The organism is Azospirillum sp. TSH20, from assembly GCF_003115935.1.
Lineage (GTDB): Bacteria > Pseudomonadota > Alphaproteobacteria > Azospirillales > Azospirillaceae > Azospirillum.
Window position 1 is genome coordinate 12815 of the sequence record NZ_LGQU01000016.1, and the last position, 25440, is coordinate 38254.

At 68.4% G+C, this 25440-nt stretch carries 24 protein-coding genes; 16 read left to right on the plus strand and 8 right to left on the minus strand.

Annotated features, from left to right (window positions below; genetic code table 11):
- The first annotated feature begins 15 nt into the window (after window positions 1-15).
- The 6 genes from TSH20_RS04325 to TSH20_RS04350 all read left to right on the plus strand — a co-directional run bounded on the left by TSH20_RS04325 (window position 16) and on the right by TSH20_RS04350 (window position 5581).
- Complete coding sequence (locus tag TSH20_RS04325) at window positions 16-1521, plus strand: replicative DNA helicase (RefSeq protein ID WP_109073576.1); 1506 nt, start codon at window positions 16-18, stop codon at window positions 1519-1521.
- Between the two features lie 5 nt (window positions 1522-1526).
- On the plus strand, window positions 1527-2645 hold the full coding sequence (alr, locus tag TSH20_RS04330) for an alanine racemase (RefSeq protein WP_109073577.1): 1119 nt from the start codon (window positions 1527-1529) through the stop codon (window positions 2643-2645).
- A 292-nt stretch (window positions 2646-2937) separates the two neighbouring features.
- The gene (locus TSH20_RS04335) at window positions 2938-3714 is read left to right on the plus strand and encodes an ABC transporter permease (RefSeq protein ID WP_109073578.1); all 777 of its coding nucleotides are present in this window, start codon (window positions 2938-2940) and stop codon (window positions 3712-3714) included.
- A gap of 10 nt (window positions 3715-3724) precedes the next feature.
- A complete protein-coding gene (locus tag TSH20_RS04340) occupies window positions 3725-4501 on the plus strand; it encodes an ATP-binding cassette domain-containing protein (protein ID WP_109073579.1) in 777 nt (258 codons plus the stop codon).
- 87 nt (window positions 4502-4588) lie between these two features.
- Complete coding sequence (gene nth, locus TSH20_RS04345; protein ID WP_247871443.1) at window positions 4589-5269, plus strand: endonuclease III; 681 nt, start codon at window positions 4589-4591, stop codon at window positions 5267-5269.
- A gap of 81 nt (window positions 5270-5350) precedes the next feature.
- Window positions 5351-5581 (plus strand): DUF1178 family protein, encoded by a 231-nt coding sequence (locus TSH20_RS04350; protein WP_109073580.1) that lies wholly within the window; start codon window positions 5351-5353, stop codon window positions 5579-5581.
- A gap of 145 nt (window positions 5582-5726) precedes the next feature.
- Here the strand turns inward: TSH20_RS04350 and TSH20_RS04355 are convergent, their stop codons facing one another.
- Window positions 5727-6683: a peptidoglycan-binding domain-containing protein gene (locus TSH20_RS04355; protein WP_109073581.1), complete on the minus strand. Its 957-nt coding sequence runs from the start codon at window positions 6681-6683 to the stop codon at window positions 5727-5729.
- 246 nt (window positions 6684-6929) lie between these two features.
- Here TSH20_RS04355 and TSH20_RS04360 point away from each other — a divergent pair, with 246 nt between their 5' ends.
- Complete coding sequence (locus TSH20_RS04360; RefSeq protein WP_109073582.1) at window positions 6930-7232, plus strand: hypothetical protein; 303 nt, start codon at window positions 6930-6932, stop codon at window positions 7230-7232.
- An 18-nt stretch (window positions 7233-7250) separates the two neighbouring features.
- Here TSH20_RS04360 and TSH20_RS04365 read toward each other — a convergent pair whose 3' ends face one another.
- Both TSH20_RS04365 and TSH20_RS04370 read right to left on the minus strand, forming a co-directional pair.
- Window positions 7251-7664, minus strand: a complete 414-nt coding sequence (locus tag TSH20_RS04365) for a hypothetical protein (protein WP_109073583.1) — start codon at window positions 7662-7664, stop codon at window positions 7251-7253.
- A gap of 21 nt (window positions 7665-7685) precedes the next feature.
- Entirely contained in the window at window positions 7686-9143 is a 1458-nt protein-coding gene (locus TSH20_RS04370; protein WP_109073636.1) for a GH1 family beta-glucosidase, read from the minus strand.
- 149 nt (window positions 9144-9292) lie between these two features.
- Here TSH20_RS04370 and TSH20_RS04375 point away from each other — a divergent pair, with 149 nt between their 5' ends.
- From TSH20_RS04375 to TSH20_RS04395, 5 genes are all read left to right on the plus strand, one after another.
- Entirely contained in the window at window positions 9293-9487 is a 195-nt protein-coding gene (locus TSH20_RS04375; protein WP_109073584.1) for a twin transmembrane helix small protein, read from the plus strand.
- A 9-nt stretch (window positions 9488-9496) separates the two neighbouring features.
- On the plus strand, window positions 9497-10066 hold the full coding sequence (locus TSH20_RS04380; RefSeq protein WP_109073585.1) for a cob(I)yrinic acid a,c-diamide adenosyltransferase: 570 nt from the start codon (window positions 9497-9499) through the stop codon (window positions 10064-10066).
- A 175-nt stretch (window positions 10067-10241) separates the two neighbouring features.
- Window positions 10242-10991, plus strand: a complete 750-nt coding sequence (locus TSH20_RS04385; protein ID WP_109073586.1) for an electron transfer flavoprotein subunit beta/FixA family protein — start codon at window positions 10242-10244, stop codon at window positions 10989-10991.
- 16 nt (window positions 10992-11007) lie between these two features.
- Window positions 11008-11946, plus strand: coding sequence for an FAD-binding protein (locus tag TSH20_RS04390; protein WP_109073587.1), 939 nt, complete (start codon window positions 11008-11010; stop codon window positions 11944-11946).
- Between the two features lie 95 nt (window positions 11947-12041).
- Entirely contained in the window at window positions 12042-12920 is an 879-nt protein-coding gene (locus TSH20_RS04395) for a 3-hydroxybutyryl-CoA dehydrogenase (RefSeq protein WP_109073588.1), read from the plus strand.
- 228 nt (window positions 12921-13148) lie between these two features.
- Here the strand turns inward: TSH20_RS04395 and TSH20_RS04400 are convergent, their stop codons facing one another.
- A complete protein-coding gene (locus tag TSH20_RS04400) occupies window positions 13149-15614 on the minus strand; it encodes a glucose/quinate/shikimate family membrane-bound PQQ-dependent dehydrogenase (protein ID WP_109073589.1) in 2466 nt (821 codons plus the stop codon).
- 182 nt (window positions 15615-15796) lie between these two features.
- On the opposite strand from TSH20_RS04400, the gene TSH20_RS04405 reads away from it, so the two are divergent.
- Together TSH20_RS04405 and TSH20_RS04410 are read left to right on the plus strand one after the other, a co-directional pair.
- On the plus strand, window positions 15797-16318 hold the full coding sequence (locus TSH20_RS04405; protein ID WP_109073590.1) for a BON domain-containing protein: 522 nt from the start codon (window positions 15797-15799) through the stop codon (window positions 16316-16318).
- Between the two features lie 174 nt (window positions 16319-16492).
- Window positions 16493-16702, plus strand: a complete 210-nt coding sequence (locus TSH20_RS04410) for a hypothetical protein (protein ID WP_109073591.1) — start codon at window positions 16493-16495, stop codon at window positions 16700-16702.
- A gap of 58 nt (window positions 16703-16760) precedes the next feature.
- Here TSH20_RS04410 and TSH20_RS35600 read toward each other — a convergent pair whose 3' ends face one another.
- A complete protein-coding gene (locus TSH20_RS35600; protein ID WP_247871127.1) occupies window positions 16761-16937 on the minus strand; it encodes a hypothetical protein in 177 nt (58 codons plus the stop codon).
- A 457-nt stretch (window positions 16938-17394) separates the two neighbouring features.
- Between TSH20_RS35600 and TSH20_RS04420 the strand changes: the two genes are divergently transcribed.
- Both TSH20_RS04420 and TSH20_RS04425 read left to right on the plus strand, forming a co-directional pair.
- On the plus strand, window positions 17395-18648 hold the full coding sequence (locus tag TSH20_RS04420) for an allantoate amidohydrolase (protein WP_109073593.1): 1254 nt from the start codon (window positions 17395-17397) through the stop codon (window positions 18646-18648).
- 13 nt (window positions 18649-18661) lie between these two features.
- Window positions 18662-19900: a M20/M25/M40 family metallo-hydrolase gene (locus tag TSH20_RS04425; RefSeq protein WP_109073594.1), complete on the plus strand. Its 1239-nt coding sequence runs from the start codon at window positions 18662-18664 to the stop codon at window positions 19898-19900.
- 105 nt (window positions 19901-20005) lie between these two features.
- Here TSH20_RS04425 and TSH20_RS34565 read toward each other — a convergent pair whose 3' ends face one another.
- From TSH20_RS34565 to TSH20_RS04435, 3 genes are all read right to left on the minus strand, one after another.
- Window positions 20006-20773 (minus strand): hypothetical protein, encoded by a 768-nt coding sequence (locus TSH20_RS34565; protein WP_146205329.1) that lies wholly within the window; start codon window positions 20771-20773, stop codon window positions 20006-20008.
- Window positions 20774-20945: 172 nt separating this feature from the next.
- Window positions 20946-22739: an alpha/beta fold hydrolase gene (locus TSH20_RS04430; protein ID WP_109073595.1), complete on the minus strand. Its 1794-nt coding sequence runs from the start codon at window positions 22737-22739 to the stop codon at window positions 20946-20948.
- A complete protein-coding gene (locus TSH20_RS04435; protein WP_247871126.1) occupies window positions 22736-25135 on the minus strand; it encodes a glycoside hydrolase family 2 protein in 2400 nt (799 codons plus the stop codon). Before TSH20_RS04435 ends, TSH20_RS04430 begins: the two co-directional genes overlap by 4 nt.
- Between the last annotated feature and the right edge of the window lie 305 nt (window positions 25136-25440).

Consider the following 25440-nt stretch of genomic DNA (forward strand, 5'->3'; position numbering starts at 1 on the left):
GATATTGTGTCCTCCATGAGCAACCAGACCTCATCGCTGTTCGATCCTCGCCCCTCCGCTGCGGTCAAGCCGACGGCGGAATACCGCACGCCCCCCAACAACGAGGAGGCGGAGCAGGCGCTGCTGGGCGCGATCCTGGTCAACAACAAGGCCTATGAGAAGGTCGGCGAGTTCCTGCGGCCGGAGCATTTCTACGATCCGGCCCACCAGCGCATCTTCGCCGCCATCACCAAGATGGTCGACCGCGGCCAGATCGCGAACCCGGTCACGCTGAAGGCCCTGTTCGACAACGATCCCGAACTGGCGGTCGAAGGCGGCAGCGCCTATCTGGCGGAGCTGGCCGCCAACGTGGTGACGGTGGTCAATGCCGGCGATTACGGCAAGACCATCCACGACCTGTTCATCCGCCGGCAGCTGATCGAGGTCGGCACCGACATGGTGAACGAGGCGTACCGCCACGACCTCGACATCACCGCGCTCGACCAGATCGGCGAGGCGGAAAAGCAGCTGTTCGACCTTGCCTCGACCGGCGACGTGCAGGGCGGATTCGTGGCGTTCGGCGAGTCGGTGAAGCACGCCATCACGACGGCGGAGGCGGCCTTCCGCCGCTCCAGCCACGTCACCGGCGTCACCACCGGCCTGATCGACATCGACCGCAAGCTGGGCGGCCTGCACCCGTCGGACCTGATCATCCTCGCCGGGCGTCCGTCGATGGGCAAGACGGCGCTGGCCACCAACATCGCCTTCAACGCCGCCAAGGCGCACATGCGCTCCAGCGGGCAGGAAGGCGGCGTCGTCGGCTTCTTCTCGCTGGAAATGTCGGCGGAACAGCTCGCCACCCGTATCCTCGCCGACGAGGTGCAGGTGCCCGGCGACAAGATCCGCCGCGGCGAGATCCGCGACACCGATTTCCCCAAATTCGTCCAGGCCAGCCAGGACCTCGCCCGCTGCCCCTTCTATGTCGACGACACGCCGGCCCTGTCGGTCGCCGCGGTGCGCACGCGCTGCCGCCGGCTGAAGCGGACGTCCGGCCTCAGCATGGTGGTGGTCGACTATCTCCAGCTGCTGCGCGGGTCGTCATCGCGCGGGTCGGAGAACCGGGTGCAGGAAATCTCGGAGATCACCCGCGGCCTGAAGGCCATCGCCAAGGAGCTGGACGTGCCGGTGGTGGCGCTGTCGCAGCTGAGCCGCGCGGTGGAGCTTCGCGAGGACAAGCGCCCGCAGCTGGCCGACCTTCGCGAGTCGGGCTCGATCGAGCAGGACGCCGACGTCGTGATGTTCGTCTTCCGCGAACAGTATTATCTTGAGCGCGCCGAGCCCTCGCGCCGGCCCGACGAGAGCGACGACAAGTTCAACGACCGCTATCAGCGCTGGCAGCAGCGCCTGGGCGAGGTGCACAACACCGCCGAGGTGATCATCGCCAAGCAGCGTCACGGTCCGATCGGCACCGTCCGCCTCTACTTCGACGGCCAGTTCACCAAGTTCGGCGATCTCGACCAGCACCACCAGACCGACGAGTGACCAGAGTGACGAGCGACCTGAACCCGCGCGCCGGCGCCATCCTGACCGTGGATCTCGGCGCCGTCGTCGCCAACTGGACCCAGCTGCGCGACCGCGTGGCGCCGGCGGAGTGTTCCGCCGTGGTCAAGGCCGACGCCTATGGGCTGGGGGTGGCGCGCGTCGTGCCGGCGCTGGCCGCCGCCGGCTGCCGGACCTTCGTCGTCGCCCAGTTCGAGGAGGCGCTGGCCGTCCGCCGCGCGCTGGAACCGGTGGCGCCGGAGGCTCAGGTCTTCTCGCTCGGCGGGCTGCCGGCGGGGTGCGAGGGGGAGTTCATCGCCAACCGCATCCTGCCGGTGCTGAACCACCTGGGCGAGATCGCGGCGTGGCGGGCCTTCGCCGCGTCGCGCGGGGAGGTTCTGCCGGCGGTGATCCACATCGACACCGGCATGAACCGGCTGGGCCTCGGCCCCGACGAGCTGGACACGCTGGCGGCGGAGCAGGGCCGGCTTGAGGGGATCGACGTCCGCTATTGGATGACCCACCTCGCCTGCGCCGACGAGTTCGACAGCCCGATGACCGGCGAGCAGCTCGACCGCTTTCGCGCGGCGCTGGTGCAGTTGCCGAAGGCGAAGGCGAGCTTCGCCAACTCGTCCGGCATCTTCCACGGCAAGGATCACCATTTCGACCTCGCCCGGCCGGGCTGCGCGCTCTACGGCGTCAACCCGACGCCGCATCTGCCGAATCCGATGCGGGGCACCGTGCGGCTGGATGCCAAGCTGCTGCAGGTGCGCAACTGCGATGCCCCGATGACGGTCGGCTATGGCGCCGCCCACAAGGTCACCGGCCCGGCGCGGATCGCCACCATCGGCGTCGGCTATGCCGACGGCTACATGCGCTCGCTCGGCGGCAAGGGGCACATCTTCGTCGACGACGTCGCCGCCCCCATCGTCGGCCGCATCTCGATGGACCTCATCACCATCGACGTCACCGGCCTGCCGGAGTCGGTGGCCCATGCCGGCCGGCTGGTCGAGCTGATCGGGCCGAACCGCCCGGTCGACACCGTGGCGGCGGAGGGCGGGACCATCGGCTACGAGATCCTGACCTCGCTCGGCCGACGCTATCACCGGGTTTATATGGGTGGGTAATCCCCCAGTCCCCTCTCCCCCCCGGGGAGAGGGTCAGGGTGAGGGGGATGCGTGGCGAGGATCCTCAAGAATCGCGCACTCTCCGCTCTCCACCTAATCCACCCTGTGCACCCCCCTCACCCTCCCCACGCCTGCGGCGCGGGTCCCCTCCCTCTCCCCGGGGGAGAGAGGGCGAGATCACCGCTACAGCCCGTCTCCCCTCCCCTGCAAAGTCCAAGGATGACCTAGGCGCTCATCGGTGCTATGACCGCATCGCCCAAACGAGTCTCTAACCAAGGATGCGGGCCGACTGATGGGTTTCCTCGCCGCTACCGGCCGGGCCTTCCTGATCTTCCTGGAAGCGACCGGACGCCTTGCCCTGTTTACCGGATCCGCCCTGTCGCACTGCGTGCGTCCGCCGCTCTATCCACGGCAGATCCTGCGGCAGATGATCGACATCGGCTATTACTCGCTGCCGGTGGTCGGGCTGACGGCGCTGTTCACCGGCATGGTGCTGGCCCTGCAGAGCTATAGCGGCTTCTCCCGCTTCCAGGCGGAGGGGGCCATCGCCACCGTGGTGGTGCTGTCGATCACGCGGGAGCTGGGTCCGGTGCTGGCCGGCCTGATGGTCGCGGGCCGCATCGGCGCCGCCATGGCGGCGGAGATCGGCACCATGCGGGTGACCGAGCAGATCGACGCGCTGTCGACCCTGTCGACCAACCCGCACAAGTATCTGGTGGCGCCGCGGCTGATCGCCGGCCTGACCATGGTGCCGCTGCTGGTTGTGGTCGCCGACATCATCGGCGTGTTCGGCGGCTTCCTGGTCGGCGTCTACCGGCTGGACTTCAACGCCGCCAGCTACATCAACCGCACCTGGGAATTCCTGGAACCGCTGGACGTGATCTCCGGTCTGGTCAAGGCGGCGATCTTCGGCTTCCTGATCGCGCTGATGGGCTGCTACCACGGCTACCACTCCAAGGGCGGCGCCCAGGGCGTCGGTGCTGCGACCACCAACGCGGTGGTGTCGGCGTCGATCATGATCCTGGTGTGGAACTATCTCATCACCGGCCTCTTCTTCTCGACCAAGTGAGCGCCAGTTCATGACCACTGTCCCCAAGATCGCGCTCAAGGGCGTTACCAAGCATTTCGGCCCGAAGAAGGTGCTGAACGGCATCGATCTGGAGGTGGCGAAGGGCGAGTCGCTGGTCGTCATCGGCGGGTCGGGCACCGGCAAGTCGGTGATGCTGAAGAGCATCCTCGGCCTGCTGACGCCGGATGCCGGCTCGATCCAGGTCGACGGCGTCGAGACGACCCGGCTGCGCTCGCGCGAGCGGGAGAAGATGCTGCACAAGTTCGGCATGCTGTTCCAGGGCGCCGCGCTGTTCGACAGCCTGCCGGTCTGGGAAAACGTCGCCTTCGGCCTGATCCAGGGCGAGCATATGCCGCGTGCCCAGGCCAAGGAGATCGCCATCGCCAAGCTGGGCGCGGTCGGCCTCACCCCCGACGTGGCGGAGTTGTCGCCGGCGGAGCTGTCGGGCGGCATGCAGAAGCGCGTCGGCCTTGCCCGCGCCATCGCCGACGAGCCGGAAATCATCTTCTTCGACGAGCCGACGACCGGCCTCGACCCGATCATGGCCGACGTCATCAACGAGTTGATCGTGCAGTGCGTGAAGGATCTCGGCGCCACCGCCGTCACCATCACCCACGACATGGCGTCGGCGCGCAAGATCGCCGACCGCGTCGCCATGATCTATCAGGGCCGCATCATCTGGACCGGCCACGCCCGCGACATCGACAATTCGGGCAACGCCTATGTCGACCAGTTCGTCCATGGCCGGGCGGACGGGCCGATCAAGATGCAGATCAAGGCGCTCTGACCGGAACATCGCCGGGAGTCGCGAGTTGTCGGATGGGGGTCCTGCGTGACGCCCGGTCCGTTCAGCCCGTTCCCGGAGACGGCTCCCGTGAGTTTGCAGTCCGCGGCGTCCCAGACCTTCGACATCGACGAGGCGTTCCGCCGCCTGCGGATCGCCGTCGCCCCCTATCCCAAGGCGGCGATGTTCGAGCTGCGCGACCGCGGCCATGCCTCCCCGTTCGAGCAGCTGGTCGCCAGCCTGATCTCCGCCCGGACGCGGGATGAGACGACATTGGTGGTTTCCGAGCGGCTGTTCGCGGTGGCCGCCACCCCCGCCGCCATGGCCGCCCTGCCGGAGGACCGGCTGGTGGAACTGCTGCACGGCGCCACCTTCCCCGAGCCGAAGGCCCGCGACATCCGCGACCTGTCCCGCCGCATCGTCGAGGAGCATGGCGGCGAGGTGCCGGACACGCCGGACGGGCTGATGCGCTTCCGCGGGGTGGGGCCGAAGATCGCGGCGCTGACGCTGGCGGTCGGCTTCGACATTCCGGCGCTGGCGGTCGACATCCATGTCCACCGCGTCACCAACCGCTGGGGCTATGTGTCGGCGCGCACGCCGGAGAAGACGATGGCGGCGCTGCTGGCGGTGCTGCCGAAGCGCTATTGGGTGGAGATCAACGAGCGGCTGGTGCCCTTCGGCAAATGGGTCTGCACCGGAGAGCGGCCGCGCTGCTCCAGCTGCCCGCTGCTGTCGATGTGCGCGCGGGTGGGCGTGACCGAGTCACGGTGATGGTCGATTGATGCAGATCCTGGCGGGGCGCCGGAGGCTTGGCTAGAAGACGGCCGGGTTTCCGCTTTCCGAGGCTTCACCATGATCGTCTACGCCCTGCACTGCGCCTGCGGCCATGATTTCGACCAGTGGTTCGACAACATGGCCGATTACGACGCCAAGAAGGCCGCCGGCATTCCCTGCCCGTCCTGCGGCGGCACCGAGGTCGCCAAGGCCATCATGGCACCGCGCGTCGGCAAGTCGAAGCCGGCGCCCGCCCCCGCCTGCGCGCCGGGCGGCTGCGGCGGGGGCGGCTGCCCGATGATGATGTGAGGGGGGCGGGAGGCATTTTGCCCCCTCCCTAACCCTCCCCCACCTTCGGTGGGAGAGGGGACTGCCGCCGCACCGCATACTTGCCCTCTACCGCCGAAGGCGGGGGAGGGAGGGACCCGCGAAGCGGGAGGGAGGGGGCCGAAGCTCAGCGCCGCCGCGCCTCTGCCGTCAGCCGCGGACCCGGTGTCAGTTCCTCCCGGCGGCGCGGGCTGCCGAAGCTCGGCTCGACGCGGGTGTCGCGCGGGCGGTCGTCGCCGGCCGGTGTGCGGCTGAGCGGATTGACGCCCCGGCCGCTGCGCCACCATGCGAAGCCGATCCCGCCCAGCGTCGCGGCGATCAGACCGGCGACACCGGCGCGCGCCGCGTTGGACTGCCAGACCGAGGGGGCCGCGCCGACCGCAACCGGCTCCTCCAGCGGGGCGGGCTTGCCGTCGGGCGTGGTCGCCGACACCGCCCCGCGCGGCGCGGCTTGCGGGACCGGCCCCTCGGACGCGCTGGCCGATGCGCTGGCCGACGGGCGCGACGCGCTCTGGGGCGTCGGGACGGAAGGCGCCGCAGCGGACGCCGGGGCGCTCGCCGACGGGCGCGCCGCCGGGGCGGTGGTGGGCGCGCTGTGGCTGGCCGAAGAGGAAGAGGACGACGAGGACGACACCGGGGCGCCGCCGAACTGGGCCATGCCGCCGACGCTCTCGTTGCCCGACTCGACCCGGCCGGTCGGGGCGGCGCGCGGAGTCACCTCCTTCTCGTGGCGGGTCTGGCCGACCTGGCTCTTGGACAGGCTGCCCATGGTCGGCGAGGCCTTCTTCTCGCGCTCGCCCATCATCTTGGCGATGGTAGCCTGGTCGAGGTTGCCGGTGGCGGGCAGGCCGACCGACTTCTGATAGGCGCTGAGGGCGGAGCGGGTTTCCGGCGTCATCTGGCCCTTGGCCCGGCCGCCGATGTTGAAGCCCTTTTCCTTCAGGATGGTCTGCGCCCACTGGATGTCGGCGACCGATGCCTCCGCCCTAGCCGGAGCGGGCGTTCCCATGGTCAGAGCCGATACCACCACCGCGACAGCCGCCACCGCGGCGCCACCATGCACCCGCCGCGAAATCCCAGACATTGCCTCTCCCTCCGTCCGTGACGCCAGACCGACTTCAGAGCCACGACACTCCCCCCGAATCGGGGAAACTGGATCGTGTTACCAGATTGCGTCGCATTTCCGGCGGCGATTTTGGTGCGTCTGCGTTGTCCGCCGCGCAGCGTTGCCGAAAAGGCGCGTTCCCGGAAATGGTGCGCGAAAATGGATCGGAAAGCCCCGGCCGTGGTAGCGTCAAATCGGGGGCGAAAAAGGAGCGAGACGCAAGCCATGACCGGGACCGACACCGCACGCCCGCGACTCCTGCCGGTTTTGCCGGGGGTGACCTGCCTGTTTGCGGCCCTGTCCGCCATGGCCCTCTTGTCCGGCTGCAGCAGCCCGCCATCCTACCGCGAGTGGACCGCCAGCCCGGAGGTGCCGACCGTCGCCTATGACGAATGCACCGAGCAGGTTGACAACACCATGCGCCTGCGCGGCTATCCCCTGCGCCCGCTGCCGGAAACGCCGCAGTTCGGCTATCGCAGGGAGATGTTCGCGCTGTGCATGCGCCGCAAGGGCTATACGGCGGAGTGACGCCTTGCCGCCCGGCCGTTATTTCCCGCCGGCGAAATGCAGGTAGGCCAGGGCGCCCGCCAGCGTGCCGATCAGGATCACCGTCAGATAGATGCGCAGCGGCAGGGCGACCGGTTCAGCGGACTTGCGCTTGCCCTTCGGCTTGCCCGCCGTCGAGGGAGCGGGCTTCGGTGGAGGCCGGACGCTTCCGCCCTTGGAGGGGTCGTACAGCTCGATCAGCGTCCAGTTGAACTCCATCCCCTCATAGGCGGAATCGGCGTTGTAATCGAGCTGGATCAGCCGGAAATAGGCCCGCGGGTTGACGCCGACCATCCGGTCGAAGCGCGCCTTGGCTTGGGCCAGCTCCTCCCCGACCTCCAGAGTCTTCCACCCCTTGCCACGCGCCTTCTGGATGGCGAATCGGGTCGGCTGGGGCGGGCGGGGGGACGGCATGGCCGCAGTCTAGCGCCGCCCTCAGGCCAGTGGAACGGCGTTGTTGCGGATGACCGACGCGTACCAGTCGTAGCTGGCCTTGGGGGTGCGGGCCATCGTCTTGCGGTCGACCTGGACCAGACCGAAATGGCGGCGGTAGCCCTCCGACCATTCGAAATTGTCCAGCAGCGTCCAGGTCATATAGCCCTTGAGGTTGCAGCCCTCGTCGATCGACTTGCCGGCGGCCAGAAGATGATCGCGCAGATAGGCGATGCGGTCGCGGTCCTCGACACGGCCGCTCGGGCCGATGCTGTCGGGATAGTCGGCGCCGTTCTCCGTCACATAGACCGGCGGATTGCCGTAGTTTTCCTGCAGTTCGGCCAGGATCTCGCTCAGCCCGTCCGGCTCCACCGGCCAGTCCATGCCGGTCTTGCGCGTGCCCTCCGGCGCCGAGCCGTAGCCGGTGCCGAACAGCCCCTGCGGATCGGGCTGCTGGTGCATGCGGCTGTAGTAATTGACGCCGAGGAAGTCGACCGGCTGCTTGATGCGCGCCAGATCGTCGGGCCGGGCGATGCGGGCGAAATCGGCCTCCAGCAACTCCGGGAAGCGGCCCTTGAACAGCGGGTCGAGGCAAGAGCGGTTCCACACCGCATCCCACATCAGCGAGGCCGGATAGTTCGAGTCGAGTCCGCCGACCGGCCAGGACGGCTGCAGCGACAGCACGGTGCCGAGCTGCCAGTTCCTGCCGCCCGCCTTGCGGAGCGCCGCCAGCGCGGTGCCCTGGGCGAGATTCTGGTGGTGGATCGCCTTCAGGCAATTCTCGCGGCCGGTCAGCCCCGGCGCATGCCCGCCGGTGCCGTGGCCGAAGATGGCGACCACCGACGGCTCGTTCAGCATCACCCAGTGCTTGGCGCGGTCGCCCAGCCGGGCGGTCGCCGCCAGCGCGTAATCGGTGAACCAGCCGGCGATGTCACGGTTGGTCCAGCCGCCGCGGTCCTGCAGGGCCTGCGGCAGGTCCCAGTGGAACAGGCAGGGCCAGGGCTGGATGCCCTTCGCCAGCAGCGTGTCGGTCAGCCGGTCGTAGAAGTCCAGCCCCTTGGCATTCACCGCACCGGTGCCCTGCGGCATCACCCGCGGCCAGGCGATGGAGAAGCGGTAGGCCTTCATCCCGGCCCGCGCCATCAGCTCCACATCCTCGGCATAGCGGTGGTAATGGTCGCAAGCCACGTCGCCGGTGTCGCCGTTGGCGATTCGCCCGTAGGAATGGCTGTAGGTGTCCCAGACGCTTGCGCCGCGCCCATCCTCGGCGACGGCGCCTTCGATCTGGTAGCTGGAGGTGGAGACACCCCACAGGAAATCATCGGGGAAGGACATCGACGGCGCCGCGGTTCCGGGGGCCGCCTGGACGGACTTGCGGCTCAGCGCCGTGAAGGCGCCGGTGCCGGCCGCGGCGACCGCGGTCGCCTTCAGGGCCGTCTTCAGGAAAGTCCGCCGCCGCATCGCCTGCATCTCCACTCTATCCGCCGATCCCGACGCCGCGCACTCTATGCGGTCCGGCGGCGTTGGCAACCGGGGGATTACCCGGAACACCGATTTCAAGGGCCCGCGTCGCCATAGGCGCGGGCCGGATGCTGGGATATAGTGGGGCCATGCAAAATCTTTTCCCCATCCTGATGGTCATGGCGATGCTGGCGGTGGTCGGCTCGCTGTTCGTCGGCCTCTTCTTCATGGCCCGCGGCGGCCGGGGCGATCCCCGCCGCTCCAACAAGGCGATGCGGCTGCGCGTGATGCTGCAGGGTGCGGCGCTGCTGCTGTTCGTTCTCGCCATCCTGACCAAAGGCTGACGGTTCCCCATGGTGAAGCTGACCAAGATCTACACGCGCGGCGGCGACGCCGGCGAAACCTCGCTCGGCGACGGCAGCCGGGTGCCGAAGCATGACCGCCGCGTCGCCGCCTATGGCACGGTGGACGAGGCGAACGCCGTCATCGGCATGGCGCGCCTGCACACCGCCGGCCTGACGCAAGCCGACACCATGCTGGGCCGCATCCAGAACGACCTGTTCGATCTGGGCGCCGACCTCTGCACGCCGGAGGAGGAGGAGCCGAAATACCCGCCGCTGCGCATCGTCCAGGCCCAGGTCGACCGGCTGGAGGCGGAGATCGACGCGATGAACGCCGATCTGGCGCCGCTGACCTCCTTCATCCTGCCCGGCGGCTCTCCGGCGGCGGCGCATCTGCATCTGGCGCGCACCGTCGTGCGCCGGGCGGAACGGCTGATGACCGATCTGGCGCGGCACGAGCCGGTGACGCCGGCGGCGCTGAAATACGTCAACCGGCTGTCGGACCATCTGTTCGTGCTGAGCCGGGTGGTGAACCGCAACGGGGCGGACGACGTGCTGTGGGTGCCCGGCGCCAACCGCTGAGCTGTTGCGGTGCCCACACGTCCGGACCGCGACAAAGAGGCCACGACACGACGCGGCCCGCGCATCCGGCGCGTCATTGACAGTGGTAATGCCAGATCCTATGGTCCGTTCGCAACCACAGCAATTTTCGCGGTGTTCGCCGTAACAGGCGCGCGCTCAGCAGCCAGGGTGAGTTATGAAAGTCCTCGTCCCCGTTAAGCGAGTGGTCGACTACAACGTGAAGATCCGCGTCAAGGCGGATGGCAGCGGCGTCGAGACCGCCAACGTGAAGATGAGCATGAACCCCTTCGACGAGATCGCCGTCGAAGAAGCCGTGCGCCTGAAGGAAGCCGGCAAGGCGACCGAGATCGTCGTCGTGTCCGTCGGCCCGACCCAGGCCCAGGAGACCCTGCGCACCGCTCTCGCCATGGGTGCCGACCGCGCCATCCTGGTGCAGACCGACGTGACGACCGAGCCGCTCGCCGTCGCCAAGGTGCTGAAGGCCCTGGTCGAGAAGGAGGCCCCCGGCCTCGTCATCCTCGGCAAGCAGGCGATCGACGACGACTGCAACCAGACCGGCCAGATGCTGGCCGCGCTGCTGGGCTGGGGTCAGGGCACCTTCGCCTCCAAGATCGTTGCCGGCGACGGCAAGGTCGCGGTGACCCGCGAGATCGACGGCGGTCTGGAGACGGTCGAGCTGAAGCTGCCGGCGGTGGTCACCGCCGACCTGCGCCTCAACGAGCCGCGCTATGCCTCGCTGCCGAACATCATGAAGGCGAAGAAGAAGCCGCTGGAGACCGTCGCCCCGGATGCGTTGGGCGTCGATGTCGCTCCGCGCCTGACCACGCTGAAGGTCACCGAGCCGGCGAAGCGTCAGGCCGGCATCAAGGTGCCGGACGTCGCCACGCTGGTCGACAAGCTCAAGAACGATGCGCGCGTGATCTGAGGGGGATGAACTGACCATGGCCAACATTCTCGTCATCGCGGAACACGACGGCGCCTCGCTGAAGCCCGCTACGCTGAACGCCGTTACCGCCGCTTCCAAGATCGGTGGCGACATCCACATCCTGGTCGCCGGCAAGGGCGCGCAGGCCGCCGCCGATGCGGCCGCCAAGGTCGCCGGCGTCGCCAAGGTGCTGCTGGCCGACGATGCCGCTTACGAGCACCAGCTGCCGGAAGACGTCGCCCCGCTGGTGGTTTCCGTCGCCAAGGGAGGTTACGGCCATGTGCTGGCCGGCGCCACCTCGGTCGGCAAGAACCTTCTGCCGCGCGTCGCCGCCTTGCTGGACGTCGCCGCCATCTCCGACATCACCGCCGTGGTGTCGGCCGATACTTTCGAGCGGCCGATCTACGCCGGCAACGCGATTGCCACCGTGCAGTCGGCCGACCCGGTGAAGGTCGTCACCGTCCGCACCACCGCCTTCGAGACCGCAGCATCCGAAGGCGGTTCGGCCGCTGTCGAAGCGGTGTCGGGCGCCGGTGCGGCCGGCCTGTCGAGCTTCGTCTCGGCCGAGCTGACCAAGTCGGAGCGTCCGGAGCTGACCGCCGCCCGCGTGGTGGTGTCGGGTGGCCGCGGCATGCAGTCGGGCGACAATTTCCCGATGCTGGAGGCCCTGGCCGACAAGCTGGGTGCCGCGGTGGGTGCCTCGCGCGCCGCCGTCGACGCGGGTTTCGTGCCGAATGACTACCAAGTCGGGCAAACCGGCAAGATCGTGGCGCCGGAGCTGTACATCGCCGTCGGCATCTCGGGTGCGATCCAGCACCTCGCCGGCATGAAGGACAGCAAGGTCATCGTCGCGATCAACAAGGATGAGGAAGCGCCCATCTTCCAGGTCGCCGATTACGGCCTCGTCGCGGACCTGTTCAAGGCCGTGCCGGAGCTGACGGAAAAGCTTGGATAAGGCGCGCTGATCCGGACCGCCGCGGCGGTCACCGGCATGACCCGGTGCCCGCCGCGGTGGACCATTTTACCCACATCCTTCGCGGGACAGCCTCCATGACCACGATCAAGAAGATTGGCATCATCGGCGCCGGCCAGATGGGCAGCGGTATTGCCCAGGTCTGCGCCCAGGCCGGCTATGATGTCGTCCTGTCCGACATCAGCGACGCGGTCCTGGAAAAGGCGCTCGCCTCCATCGGCCGGAATTACGACCGGCAGATCCAGAAGGGCAAGATGGAGGAGCAGGCGAAGACCGCCGCCCTCGGCCGGATCGTGACCGGCACCGACCTGTCTGTGTTCGGCGAGTCCGATCTGGTGATCGAAGCCGCGACCGAGAACGAGGCGCTGAAGCGCGACCTGCTGAAGAAGCTGGTCCCGCACCTGAAGCCGGAGGCGCTGATCGCGACGAACACCTCGTCGATCTCGATCACCCGTCTGGCGGCGGCGACCGACCGTCCGGCCAAGTTCATGGGCATGCACTTCATGAACCCGGTGCCGGTGATGCAGCTGGTCGAGCTGATCCGCGGCATCGCAACCGACGAGCCGACCTTCAACGCCATCAAGGAACTGACGCTCGCCATCGGCAAGACCGCCGCGGTGGCCGAGGATTTCCCGGCCTTCATCGTCAACCGCATCCTGCTGCCGATGATCAACGAAGCCGTCTATACCCTCTATGAGGGCGTCGGCGGCGTCGAGGCCATCGACACCGCGCTGAAGCTGGGCGCCAACCACCCGATGGGCCCGCTGGAACTGGCCGACTTCATCGGCCTGGATACCTGTCTGGCGGTGATGCAGGTTCTGTATGAAGGGCTGGCCGACAGCAAGTACCGCCCCTGCCCGCTGCTGGTGAAGTATGTCGAGGCCGGCTGGATCGGCAAGAAGTACGGCCGCGGATTTTACGACTACTCGCAGACGCCGCCGGTGCCGACGCGCTGAGGATTTGCTGGGTTTGTTTGAAGGCCCGCCCTGGGGAACCGGGGCGGGCTTTTTTGTTGGCATTGTTGGGGAGGGGTTGGCTTCGATTGCCCCAACAGCACTTGCCCCCACCCCAACCCTCCCCCGCTGGGCGGGGGAGGGAGCAAGTGCTGATGCGGGAGAGCGGCGGCAGTCCCTCCCCCGCCCAGCGGGGGAGGTTAGGTGGGGGCAATCGAAGCCGACACCCCCTCACTTCGGCAATGCATAGGCGATCACCGAATCGCCCGCCTTGGTCCCCAGCGAACCGTGCCCGCCGGCCACCACCAGCACATATTGCCGGCCGTCCTCGCCCTGGTAGGTCATCGGGGTGGCCTGACCGCCGGCCGGAAGGCGGCTTTCCCACAGCTGCTTGCCGGTGGAAACGTCGTAGGCCCGGACATAATAGTCGATGGTGCCGGACAGGAAGGCCACGCCGCCCGCGGTCATGATCGGGCCGCCCAGGTTGGGCACGCCCATGCGGAAGGGCAGCGGCACCGGCGAAGCGTCGCGGGTGGTGCCGTTCTTGTGCTTCCAGACGATCTTGCCGGTCGTCAGGTCGGCCGCGGCGACATAGCCCCAGGGCGGCGCCTGACAGGGCAGGCCCAGGACCGAGACGAAGGGGGCGAGCTTCACCGCATAGGGGGCGCCGAAATTCTCGTTCAGCGCCGGCAGGCTGAATTTCGGCCGCTCGCCGCCCTGGACATACAGCTCGGTGTCGTTCTGGCGCGGCACCAGCTGCGAAACGAAGGCCAGATAGGCCGGCGTGGTGAAGGCGATCTGGCGCTTGGGGTCGACGGCGACGCTGCCCCAGTTGAACACGCCGAAATTACCGGGATAGACCAGCGAGCCCTGCAGCGACGGCGGGGTGAAGCGGCCGTCATAGCGCAGGCGCTTCAGCGCGATGCGGCACGCGAGCTGGTCGAACATCGTCGCCCCCCACATGTCCGCCCCGGTCAGCGGCGGCGGGTCGTAGGACAGGGCGGAGACCGGCTGGGTCGGGGCGGCATGATCGCCCTCGGCGGCTCCCTGCGGCGCCGGCTTCTCGGTCACCGGCAGGATCGGCTTGCCGGTGCGGCGGTCCAGCACGAACAGCTCGCCCTGCTTGGTTGGCTGGACCAGGGCCGGAACGGTCTGTCCGTCGACGGTCAGGTCGATCAGGCTGGGCTGCGCCGGCACGTCATAGTCCCACAGATCGTGATGCACGGTCTGGAAGACCCAGCGCACCTGCCCCGTCGCCAGATCGAGCGCCACGACGGAGGAGGAGAAGCGCTCCACCGCCGGGCTGCGGTTGCCGCCGAACTGGTCGGGCGGCTGGTTGCCCAGCGGCACATAGACCATGCCCAACGCCTCGTCGACGCTGGAGATCGACCAGCTGTTGGGCGAGTTGGCGGTGTAGGTCTGGCCGTCGGGGATCGGCGCGGTCTGGTCCGGTTTCGCCGAATCCCAGTTCCACACCAGATGGCCATCATTAACGTCGAAGGCGCGGATCACGCCCGACTGCTCGTGGACCGACACATTGTCCAGCACCGTGCCGCCGACGATGACGAGATTCGCCGTCACCACCGGCGGGGAGGTCGAATAATAGGCGCCGGGCCGGACATTCGGCATGTTGGCCCACAGGTTGATCTGGCCGTCCTGGCCGAAGCCGGTGCAGATCGACCCGTCTTCCGGGTTCAGCGCGACCAGACGGCCATCGGCGGTCGGCATGAACAGCTTGGCGGCACAGGCGCCGCCCGCCGCCGAAGCGGAAGGCGGAGAGCCGGAACCGGCGGTCTGCTGGGCCGCCTGCTGGGCCGGATGGTAGGACAGGCCACGGCAGGTCAGGTGCTGCAGCGCCAGCTGCTTCTGGTCGATCTTCAGATCGCGGCGCCACACCTCCGTGCCGGTGGTCGCATCCAGCGCGATCACATGCTGGTGCGGCGAGCACAGGAACAGGCGGTTCCCGATCTTCAGCGGCGTCACCTCGAAGGTGGTTTCCTTGGGATCGCCGGGCTGGCCGCGCAGGTCGCCGGTCTCATAGGTCCAGGCGACCTGGAGCTTGTCGGCATTCTCCGGCGTGATGCCGGTCAGCGGCGAATAGCGCTGGCCGTAGCCGGTCCGGCCGTAAGCCTGCCACTCCCCGTCCGGGATCGCGGGGCCGGAGCCGGCGCCTGCATCCGAGGCTGAAGCGGTCTGCTGCCGCGTCGGGATCGTTCCGTCGATGCGGTGCGGATCGGTGAACCAGGAGGCGACGCCGACCAGCAGCACGATCACCAGCGAGGCGGTCAGCGGGATGCCGGTGCCGCGGAAGACGCCGACGGGATAGGCGCCCGGCGCCCGTTCGCCGGCCATCGGTTCACGCTCGCCCAGGCGGCGGGTGACCCAGGGCAGCAGAAGCAGGAAGCCGATCACCGCGACCACGTCGCCGCGCGCCGACAGCGGCCACCAATCCAGCCCGACCTCCCACAGCGCCCAGATCAGCGTGCCGATCACCAGCAGCGCATAGATCGACAGCGCCGCCGGCGAGCACTTCGCCAGAAGCACGGCGGTTGCCAGAAACAGCACGCCGGCGATGGCGTAGTACCAGGACCCGCCCAGCAGGATCAGCCACAGCCCGCCGCCCAGCGAGCCGAGCCCAAGCAACGCCAGCAGGATGACCATCGCCCAGAGGGCGACGCTTCGTTTTGAATGTGTCATGGCACGTCCTCAGCCAAAGCCCTTTTCGAACCCAACTCCCGACCGTTGACTTGGTTGCGGCTTTTTTGAGCGGTAGCCGTCATGCGCGGCGCGCTGCCGTCTTCCGGCAAGGTTTCGGAACGGGCCGCGCGCGCCGGCTGTTGAACGGCCAACGATCCCCAAACCATGAAACGGAGGCCGCCATGCACCGCCATCCCTGGAGCGAAGAGTTCGTCAAGATGAGCCCGCAGGCCCGCTATCGCGGCGTCGGCCCGCGCAACTACCGCCGCTCCGACGAACGCATCCTGGAGGACATCAACGAACGCCTGACCGACGACCACCACATCGATGCCTCGGACATCGGCGTGAAGGTGGAGGGCGGCGAGGTGACGCTGTCCGGCACCGTGGAGGACCGCGCCGCCCGCCGCCGGGCGGAGGACATCGCCGAAAGCGTGTCGGGCGTCGGCCATGTGCAGAACGATTTGCGGGTCGCCGGGCGCACTGCGCCGGGCCAGACCACCAGCGTCGGAATGGGCGAGCGGGTGGAGCCGGCAGCCCCACAGGGCGAGGGCAGCGTGACCGGCCCCGGCGCCCCGGCGCGGGACGCCATGGTGGCCGCGCTCGACAACAGCTCCATGGTGCTGGGCAAGCAGCCGCTGCCGGAAGACGACACCCTGCAGCGCAGTGACGCCATGGCCGGCAGCGACCGGCGCGACCGGCGCTGACTCAACGGCTTGGGAGGGGCGCCCGCCCCTCCTGCACCGGAAGCGCTGCTGCCCTGCGCGAAGGACCGGAAGGCCGGAGGGGATACTTAACCGTTGGTTAACCGGCTGGGACCATTGTCCCGCGGCCAATCGAGTATCCCCTCTCAAGCCTTCTGGAACAGAGCAGCTGCCATCATGGGCAACAAGACCATCAAGCTTTCCGACAAGTCCGGCTACCGCGATGTCGCGCTGGACCAACTGCCGCGCAACGTCCGCGCCGCGGTGACCGACCTGTCGACCAAGAACCCGGTCGCCGACATCATCGTCGACCAGTCCGGCATGCTGTACCGCATCCACCTGTCGGCCCCGGCCAACATGTATGTGGACGTGCTGGCCGTCGCCTGACGCGACGCCTCAGCATTTCCGGTTTGGGTTTTTCAGCGTTGGGAAGGGCGGCCTGCAGCTATTGCAGCCGCCCTTCGTCGTTCCGGCCCTCCAGCCTTGCCAGCGCGCCGTTCAGCAGCCGGGGCGGCAGCATCGCCACCGCCCCCTCCCGCACCGCCCGCACATCCTCAAGGTCGAGCCCGGTCGCGACAGCCAGTTGGCGGTCGTCCAGCCCGCGGTCTTCCGCCAGAATCATGATCCATCCCGCCAGCGTGCGGGCTTGGGCCAGTTCGGTCCGGTCGTTGAACCAAAGGCCGCCACCTTTTCGGCCAGCCAGAGATCGGTCGATTGGGCGACCAATCGGCGTTGCGTTTTCGAAAGGCATATCGGGATCGAACGACGTCATGGACGCACCTCCCCTCAGCAGTTTCTTTCGCACTCGCAGCAAAATCACAGGGATATCGGCAGATTTTGTTCCGCTTCATTTATGAAGTCTGCCACCGGCCTTCCAGAGGGTGGTAGGCAATATTCGGCACCCCCAACGATCTTTCTCCTGTCTTTTTGCGCTGCGGCATGATCGGAAGGCGCCGGATGCCCCCCTTTCCGGGATTCTTTGAAACTGTCTTCACCGGCCGGGGGCTAGGGCGGAGCGGTGGCTTCGGCGTATAACCGGAGGCATCGTCCCGTTTCCCCAGCGCAGTCCGGACCCGCCGATGCCCGAATCCCCGCTCTCTGGACCGGCCCTTCTCGACCGCATCGACGCGCTGGCGGCGGTCAGCGCCGAGGAAGACCGGCTGTCGCGCCTCTACCTGACGCCGGAACACCGACGCGCCAACGACCTCGTCGCCGGCTGGATGCGCGAGGCGGGGATGAGCGTGCGCGAGGATGCGGTCGGCAACGTCATCGGCCGCTATGAGGGCGATCAGCCGGGACTGCCGGCCCTGCTGATCGGCTCCCATCTCGACACCGTACGCGATGCCGGGCGCTATGACGGCATGCTGGGCGTGCTGAGCGGCATCGCCGTGGTCGCCGACCTGAACGCCCGCCGCCGGCGCCTGCCCTTCGCCGTCGAGGTGATCGGCTTCGGCGACGAGGAGGGCACGCGCTTCCAATCGACCCTGATCGGCAGCCGCGCCATCGCCGGCACCTTCGATCCCGTGGTGCTGGAGACGCGCGATGCGGCCGGCACGCGGCTGGCCGACGCCATGGCCGCCTTCGGGCTCGACCCCGCCGCCTGGGCGAGTGCCGCCTACGAGGCGCACGCCGTGCTGGCCTATGTCGAACTGCACATCGAGCAAGGGCCGGTGCTGGAGGCGCTGGGCCGGCCGGTCGGAATCGTCACCGCCATCGCCGGCGCCACCCGGCTGGCGGTGACGGTGGAGGGGATGGCCGGCCATGCCGGCACCGTGCCGATGACCCTGCGGCGCGATGCGCTGGCGGCAGCCGCCGAGATGATCCTGGCGGTGGAGCAGCTCTGCTCCGGGCAGGAGCGGCTGGTCGGCACCGTCGGCCGGATCGAGGCGTCGCCCGGCGCCACCAACGTCATTCCCGGCAAGGTCCGCTTCACCATCGACCTGCGCGCCGACCGCGATGGACTGCGGCTGGAGCGGGTCGGCGCCGTCCGCGCCCGGTTGGAGGCCATCGCCGATGCGCGCGGCGTCGCCATCGGCTTCGAGACGCTGCATGAAAGCCCGGCGGTGGCCTGTCACCCTGCGCTGATGGCGCAGTTCGCCGACGCGGCCGCAGCCGAAGGAGTGGACGCGCCGGAGCTGCCGAGCGGCGCCGGCCACGACGCCATGGCGATGGCCGCGCTGACCGACATCGCCATGCTGTTCGTGCGCTGCGAACGCGGCATATCGCACAACCCGGCCGAACGCATCACCGCCGCCGATGCCGAGGCCGGCGTCCGTGTGCTCGCCCGCTTCGTCGACCATTTCCAGCCCGCAACCTCCCCCTCCATCCCGTGACGGACCGCCTGCCATGACCGACCTGTCCCCCTCCCTCGCCGCCACCTTGGACGAGGCGGTGAATGCCCGCTTCGACGACGAGGTCCGTTTCCTGGCGGAGCTGGTGAAGGTGCCGTCCGACAATCCGCCCGGCGACTGCGCCCCCCATGCCGTCCGCACCGCCGAGCTGCTGGAGGCGATGGGCTTCACGGTGGAACGCCATCCGGTGCCGGCCGAGCTGGTGCGGGCCAACGGCATGATCAGCGCCACCAATCTGGTGATCCGCCACCGCTTTGGCGATGGCCCGACGGTGGCGCTGAACGCCCATGGCGACGTGGTGCCACCCGGCGAGGGCTGGTCGAGCGATCCGTATGGCGCCGAGATCCGCGACGGCGTGATGTATGGCCGCGGCGTGGCGGTGTCGAAGTCGGACTTCGCCACCTACGCCTTCGCGCTGCAGGCGCTGATGGCGAGCGAAGCCCCGCTGAAGGGAACGGTCGAGCTGCACCTGACCTATGACGAGGAGGCCGGCGGCGAGATCGGGCCGAAATGGCTGCTCGACCAGGGGATTTCCAAGCCGGACTATGCGGTGTCGGCCAGCTTCGCCTATTCGGTGGTGACCGGGCACAATGGCTGCCTGCATCTGGAGGTGCAGGTCGACGGCAAGTCCGCCCACGCCGCCCGCCCCGACACCGGCCATGACGCGCTGGAGGCGGCGACCGGCATCCTGACGGCGCTCTACGCCCACCGGCCGGAGCTGGCGACGCGCCGCTCCGCCGTCACCGGCATCAGCCATCCGTCGCTGACGGTCGGGCTGATCCAGGGCGGCATCAACACCAACGTGGTGCCCGACCGCGTCACCTTCCGCCTCGACCGCCGCATGATCCCGGAGGAGAACCCGGCGGAGGTGGAGGCCGAACTGCGCGGCCTGATCGAGCGCGCCGCCGCCGGCCGGGACGGCATCCGCGTCACCATCCGCCGCATCCTGCTGGCCCGCCCCTTCCGCTCGGTCGGCGACGCGCCGCGTCTGGCGGCGCTGTTCGCGGCGCACGCGCAGGAGGTGCTGGGCGTGCCGGTCGGCCAGAACGGCATTCCGCTCTACACCGACGCCCGCCATTATTCGGAGGCCGGCATCCCCACCATCCTCTACGGCGCCGGCCCGCGCGACCTGCTGGAGGCCAACGGCCACCGCGCCGACGAGAAGCTGGTGCTGGAAGACCTGCGCCGGGCGACCCAGGTGGTGGCGCGGTCGCTGGCGGAGCTGCTGGGGTAAAAGGAAGCCTTGCAGCGGAATCGGAGCAAAACAGCCGGGGTCCGAGGACATGGGATTTCACGGGAATCAGCATTGCTGTCGGAAGTAACCCGCTCCTCAGCAGCTTTACTCCCCCGGCACCAAGGCAGACTCCCGCTGTCCAGGGGCAGGGCGAGAGCGCATCACAACAGGCAAAATGCTGTGATGCCGTACCCAGTCAGCCGTATGGCTGCATCGGAAGGAAATGAGCCGAATGATTATTGTATGCAGATATGACAAGTCTTCCTTGAAGATTGGCTCATAGTGAGCCACTCGGTTCCGCAGCCATCGGATCCTGTTCACCAAGTCAGCGACATCGCCACGCCGTGTGCCGGCAGGAAGCAGAGGGAAGGTCGCATGAAGCCCGGTTTGCCAGATCGGGCGATCATATTGCCCCTTGAACAGTGACGCCCAAAAGTCGAACGACAGACCGGCCACGATGCGACCCGTCACTGGGGCATATTTTGCCTTGACAATACGTCCCCTGACACGATCTAAGTTCGCGCCGCTCTCTTCGCCGAGCACCGAACGGAATCGTTCACTCGTCGGCCACTCTGCACCGTATAAATAACAAAGACGTTCATTCACAGAGTTGCGCAATGTTACTTCCGCCGTTTGAAGTGGCAGATGTAGCGCCTCAGATAATCTCGAATTCCAGACATATAGCTGTATGGCATACCGTTTGTCGAAGCCTGCGGGTTTTAGATAAGTCGCAAACCGATCGCTGGATATCGTCGCTTCCAGTGCATCAACCACATTATCTTTGTAATCAAAAATGAGTTGACTTTCTTCCACCTGAACACCATTGTTTTCCTGTAAGTCGTGAAGCCCCTCTGCCGCAAGGTACGCGCCCACGACACAGATAGAGCCCCAGGACAGGCGTGCCGCGCCTCTCCTGGGGTTTCGCTTTTTCGGCCAAGGCAGAATATCCTACAATCGAGATGACAGCCAGTGGCGGCAAGCAATCAACCCTTGAGATGTATTGGCTCGCTGCAAATCTGATTTATCGCATCACGTCGTCCCGCCCCTACCCCACCCGCTCGCCGGACGGCAGGCCCCCCGATGGCAGGCCAAGGCTCCAGCCGGCGAGGCCGCAGGCGGCGGGATCTGAGTGGGCGGCGGTTTCCAGGCAGGTCAGATGGCGATCGATCAGGCGGTCCAAACGGTCGCGCGCTTCCCACACCGTCAGGCTGTGGTCGGAGCGGTCGAGATAGACCACCTCGATGCCGGGCAGGCCGTCCAGGGCGCGGCCGCCCTCGCCGAGATGCAGGTAGAATTCGGCCAGCGTCATGTCGCCGCTGCTGTAGACCACCAGCACCCGCCGGCCTTCCGCCGACAGGCGGCGGAACATGCGCAGGGCGTGGCGGGTCAGGCCGGTGCGGAGAAGCAGCTTGCGGACGAAGCGGCCGGTCAGACGCTTGGCCAGCCCGATCGTCCGGGCGGGCTTGCGGATGCTGGCGCGCAGCCGGGCCGGCTTCAGCGCCTCCAGCAGATATTCCTTGGTGGAGCGGAAGGCCACCGACCGCATCAGATCCATGACGGCGATGCCGCCGCCCAGCTCGAACCGGCCGGGATTCAGCACGATCTGCCCGACCACGCGGTCGTCGCCCAGGCCGGCATGCAGGGCCGGCGTGCCGCCGGCGCACAGGCCGATGACGACGACGCGCTCGTGCCCCTGCCCCTCCAGCCAGTTCAGCGCGGCGCGGACGTCGGTGATAACCTCCTTGTTGTAGAGCAGATTGTCCGGGAAACCGGGCCGGTCGGGGCTGTCGCCGATGCCGGCCGCATCGATCCTGAGCGAGGCATAGCCGCGCGCCGCCAGCCGCCGCGCCTGGACCACGGTGGCGCGGCCGGAGCCGACATGGTGGGTGGCGCCGCTGTTGAGGAACAGGATGGCGGGCCGGTTGCCGGCGGGATCGGCCAGGACCGGGGTGCAATAGATGCCGAACAGCTCCGGCGCCGACCCGAAGAAGACCGGACGTTCGACCGCGGTCGGCATCATCAGGCCGGCCGGGCGGTCTGGCGGCGGGGTGGCGCCGCTGGCGATCGGGCCGGCGGCGATCCAGCGCAGGACCGGGTCCAGCACCGCGGCGGCCTGGGCGCCCTGGGGCTGCTGGACCAGTTCCATCACGCCGCTGACGCCCATCGGCTCCGCCACCGCCCCCATGGCGCGCCAACGGGTGGCGAGCTTCACCGGCGTCTTCCCCTCCGGACGGTCGGCGATCAGGATGCGCGGCGCGGGCAGCGCCGGCCGGTCGAACGGGTTGAGGGCACCCAGCGCCAGCGCCGTTTCGGGCGTCACCGGCATGCCGATCACGTTCAGCCAGGAGGCGCGTTCCGGCGGCTCCGGATTGCAGACCGGACGCAGCACGATGGTCGCCAGGGTCTGGAGTTCACGCAGTGCCTTGCGGCCCGAGGTGATCGGCGACACCAGAGCCAGCGTGTCGACGCCCTGCCCCTCTTCCGCCAGTTCCTGCGCCGCCGCCGTGGCGAGCAGCGAGCCCATGCGGTAGCCGACCAGGGTCAGTTCGGTGACGCCGGTGTCCTCGCGCAGGCGGCGGACCGCCGCCTTGACGCCGTCCAGCCAGGCGCGCACCCGGTCGGGGTCGCTGTCTTCCCCGGCCGAATCGCCGGATCCGGGATAATCGAAACGCAATGTCGGCAACCCGGCCGCGGCCAGCCCTTCGGCGAAGCTTCTCCAGGCGCGGTGCGCGCACAGCTCTTCATAGCCGTAGGCACCGCACAGGACCACCCCGCGCAGGCCCTGCGCCGGATGCAGCCATCCGAAACAACCATCGAACACCACCGGTGTCGGCTTCATGCGTTCCCCCTGTAGCGGACGGGCGCCAGCGCGTTCAGCGCATGGACCTCGCCGTTCGGCACCAATCGTCCGGCCGATGCCGTCCCGTCCGTAACCCCCGGACCTGCCCGCGGCCGCAGGCGGACGACCCGCTCGACGCCGGGCGGAAGATGGAACCAGGCGTCTTCCGCCTGGAACCGCTCGTCCTCCACATGCACCGAACAGGCGAACCGCGCCGTGGCGAGCCGCAACGCCCAGTCCCCTTCCTGGCCCCCCACCACCGCGGTCAAACCGAGATCGGACCGTGGCAGCGAGCGTCCCTTGGGGAAATAATGAGACTCGTCAATTGGTTCCGCTTCCCTTTCGGCCGACAGCAATTGCGCCGTCACCACATCGTGTGGAATAGGCCCAAACCTGTAGGCGTAAGTCGTGTCAAAAAAGCGGTCGGACAATTCGGCGGCGGGCAGTGATATCGCACCCCTCGCCGGCAGCGTCACCGGCCGCTCCGCCTTCAGCACCGGAACCGCCCCGTCCCGCCATGCGGTGAGCCGCAGCAACGCCTCCACCGGTTGGGCGGTGTCGTTGACCAGATGCACCGCCAGCCCGTTGACACCTTCGTCGGTGAGGATCACACGCAGCGGGCGGAAGGCGCGCTTCAGGGCGTGCCAGGCCGGTTTCGGCGTGCCGTCGGCGGCGACGACACCCCAGCCTGCGCCCCAACCGCCGCCCCAACCGCCACTGGGCCAGGGATCGCGCCACTGCCAGACCAACCCGCCGGCGCAGGTCGAACCGGGGCGGCGCCACTCGTCGAACACCGCCTGCATCACCTCCCCGGTCACGGCGCGCGACAGGCGGCGGTAGCGGTCGGGGTCCTCGTAGCGCAGGCGGCGCGGATCGACGGCGTAGAGCGTTTCCAGATAATGCTCCCGCACATCCTCGAAGTCCCAGGAAGCGCCGGGGTCGCGCGGCACCCGTTCCTTCCAGCGGGGATGGTGGAGCGCCGGGACGCCCAGCGGATCGTCCTCCGGCAGATTGGCGAAGGCGAGGCATTCGCTGGCGAAACGGACGCCGGCACGCCGGGCATCCTCCAGCGGCTTCATGTAGGCGCCGACGCCGTAATAATGGGTCACCCCGGCATTGGCGATGAAGGGCAGCGCCCCACCGCTGGGGGAGTTGGCGACGCGGATCAGGTCGGGCCGCCGGGCCGCCGCTTCCTCCGCGATCACCGCGGTCAGGGCCGGCTGGCTCCAGGAGGCGCGGGGCAGGCCGAGCATGGCCGCCTGCTGCTCCATCTCGCTGCCGCCGCACAGCACCGCCAGCGAGGGCGACGCCTGGGTGCGGTCGAGCAGCTGCGCGATTTCCGCCCGCACGCTGTCGAGGAAGGCGGCGTCGGTGGGATAATCGAAGTTGGCGAACATGGCGTCCTGCCAGACCAGGATGCCCAGCTCGTCGCACAGTTCGAAGAAAGCGTCGCCCTCATACAGCATGGTACCGCCGACGCGGACCATGTTGACGCCGGCCTCCCTCATCCGCCGCAGTTCGGGTTCGCAGGCCGCGCGGTCGGACGACAGCCCGACCAGATCGACCGGCACCCAGCAGCCGCCACGGCAGAACACGCGGACGCCATTCACCAGCAGGGCGAAGCCGTTGCCATCCGGACCACGGTCGACCTCCAGCGAGCGGAAGCCGACGCGGCCGAGATCGACTTCAACCGATCCAATCCGCACAACCACGCCGTGCAGGACCGGCTCGCCATGGGTGTGCGGCCACCAGGGCTCGACGCCCGGCAGGGTCAGGTCGGCATGGAAGCCGCCAACACCATTGCCAACGCCGTCGAAGACGAGCGGTGTCGTCCGACCGGCGACCTCCACCGATCCGGTGGCGCCGGCCGCCGCCCCCTCCACCGTCAGGCGCAGCGACAGATGGCCGTCCCGCCCGTCATAACCGCTGCGCAGATCGGCGCCGAGCACACGACAAGGCCCGGTCTCCTCCACCAGCTCCACCGGGCGGAAGGGACCGACGGCGTGGATCGGCGGGCACCAGCCCGGCATATGGCCCAGCAAGGTGGTGCGGACGAAGCGCAAGCCCGCCGGCTCGGCCAGCTTGGGCCGCCAGCGGGCGCGGCCCTTCTTCGCCGCCAGCACCGGATGCAGGGCGTGGAAGCGGATGGACAGCTCCGCCTCGCCCTTCAGCGTCACCGGCACCTCATGGGCCAGATACATGCTGTCGGAAGTCAGGATGCGCTCACCGTCCAGCCGGACCTCGGCGATGGTGGCGAGGCCGTGGAAACGCAAGATGCGCGGGCCATGGCCGGTCAGGCGGGTGCGGTAGACGACATCCCTGTCATGGAGCGGAGCGGGGTCCTCCGCCGACCACAGGCCGGCGGCCTGAAGCGCCTGCGCAGCGGTACCGGGCACCGGGGCGGGGATGCCCTCTCCAATACCTCCCTCTCCCGCCCCGGGAGAGGGAAGGGGCCCATGCGCAGCATGGGAAGGGTGAGGGGTCAGGCATGAAGCCATGTGGTTCGGGGCCATGCGGTTCGGGATGCTTGGATCACCCCTCACCCTCCCCACTTCGTGGGTCCCCTCCCTCTCCCGGGGCGGGAGAGGGCGATTATCGCCAGACGCGACACCACTGCCCTCCCCGTCATCAGATCCGCCGGGCGTCGCTACGGTCAGAGTCCATCCCTGGTCCAGAAGGGTCCGCCGCTGTCCCGTGACCG

Excerpts from the sequence above, each read along its gene's own strand:
- TSH20_RS04350 (WP_109073580.1), top strand. The coding sequence starts at position 5,351 with ATGATCGTCTACGCCCTGCACTGCGCCTGCGGCCATGATTTCGACCAG.
- TSH20_RS04360 (WP_109073582.1), top strand. The coding sequence starts at position 6,930 with ATGACCGGGACCGACACCGCACGCCCGCGACTCCTGCCGGTTTTGCCG.
- TSH20_RS35600 (WP_247871127.1), bottom strand. The coding sequence starts at position 16,937 with ATGATTCTGGCGGAAGACCGCGGGCTGGACGACCGCCAACTGGCTGTC.
- TSH20_RS04395 (WP_109073588.1), top strand. The coding sequence starts at position 12,042 with ATGACCACGATCAAGAAGATTGGCATCATCGGCGCCGGCCAGATGGGC.
- TSH20_RS04390 (WP_109073587.1), top strand. The coding sequence starts at position 11,008 with ATGGCCAACATTCTCGTCATCGCGGAACACGACGGCGCCTCGCTGAAG.
- TSH20_RS04405 (WP_109073590.1), top strand. The coding sequence starts at position 15,797 with ATGCACCGCCATCCCTGGAGCGAAGAGTTCGTCAAGATGAGCCCGCAG.
- TSH20_RS04410 (WP_109073591.1), top strand. The coding sequence starts at position 16,493 with ATGGGCAACAAGACCATCAAGCTTTCCGACAAGTCCGGCTACCGCGAT.
- TSH20_RS04335 (WP_109073578.1), top strand. The coding sequence starts at position 2,938 with ATGGGTTTCCTCGCCGCTACCGGCCGGGCCTTCCTGATCTTCCTGGAA.
- TSH20_RS04370 (WP_109073636.1), bottom strand. The coding sequence starts at position 9,143 with ATGCGGCGGCGGACTTTCCTGAAGACGGCCCTGAAGGCGACCGCGGTC.
- TSH20_RS04355 (WP_109073581.1), bottom strand. The coding sequence starts at position 6,683 with ATGTCTGGGATTTCGCGGCGGGTGCATGGTGGCGCCGCGGTGGCGGCT.
- TSH20_RS04325 (WP_109073576.1), top strand. The coding sequence starts at position 16 with ATGAGCAACCAGACCTCATCGCTGTTCGATCCTCGCCCCTCCGCTGCG.
- TSH20_RS04400 (WP_109073589.1), bottom strand. The coding sequence starts at position 15,614 with ATGACACATTCAAAACGAAGCGTCGCCCTCTGGGCGATGGTCATCCTG.
- TSH20_RS04425 (WP_109073594.1), top strand. The coding sequence starts at position 18,662 with ATGACCGACCTGTCCCCCTCCCTCGCCGCCACCTTGGACGAGGCGGTG.
- TSH20_RS04420 (WP_109073593.1), top strand. The coding sequence starts at position 17,395 with ATGCCCGAATCCCCGCTCTCTGGACCGGCCCTTCTCGACCGCATCGAC.
- TSH20_RS04385 (WP_109073586.1), top strand. The coding sequence starts at position 10,242 with ATGAAAGTCCTCGTCCCCGTTAAGCGAGTGGTCGACTACAACGTGAAG.
- TSH20_RS04340 (WP_109073579.1), top strand. The coding sequence starts at position 3,725 with ATGACCACTGTCCCCAAGATCGCGCTCAAGGGCGTTACCAAGCATTTC.
- TSH20_RS04375 (WP_109073584.1), top strand. The coding sequence starts at position 9,293 with ATGCAAAATCTTTTCCCCATCCTGATGGTCATGGCGATGCTGGCGGTG.
- TSH20_RS04365 (WP_109073583.1), bottom strand. The coding sequence starts at position 7,664 with ATGCCGTCCCCCCGCCCGCCCCAGCCGACCCGATTCGCCATCCAGAAG.
- TSH20_RS04380 (WP_109073585.1), top strand. The coding sequence starts at position 9,497 with ATGGTGAAGCTGACCAAGATCTACACGCGCGGCGGCGACGCCGGCGAA.
- TSH20_RS04430 (WP_109073595.1), bottom strand. The coding sequence starts at position 22,739 with ATGAAGCCGACACCGGTGGTGTTCGATGGTTGTTTCGGATGGCTGCAT.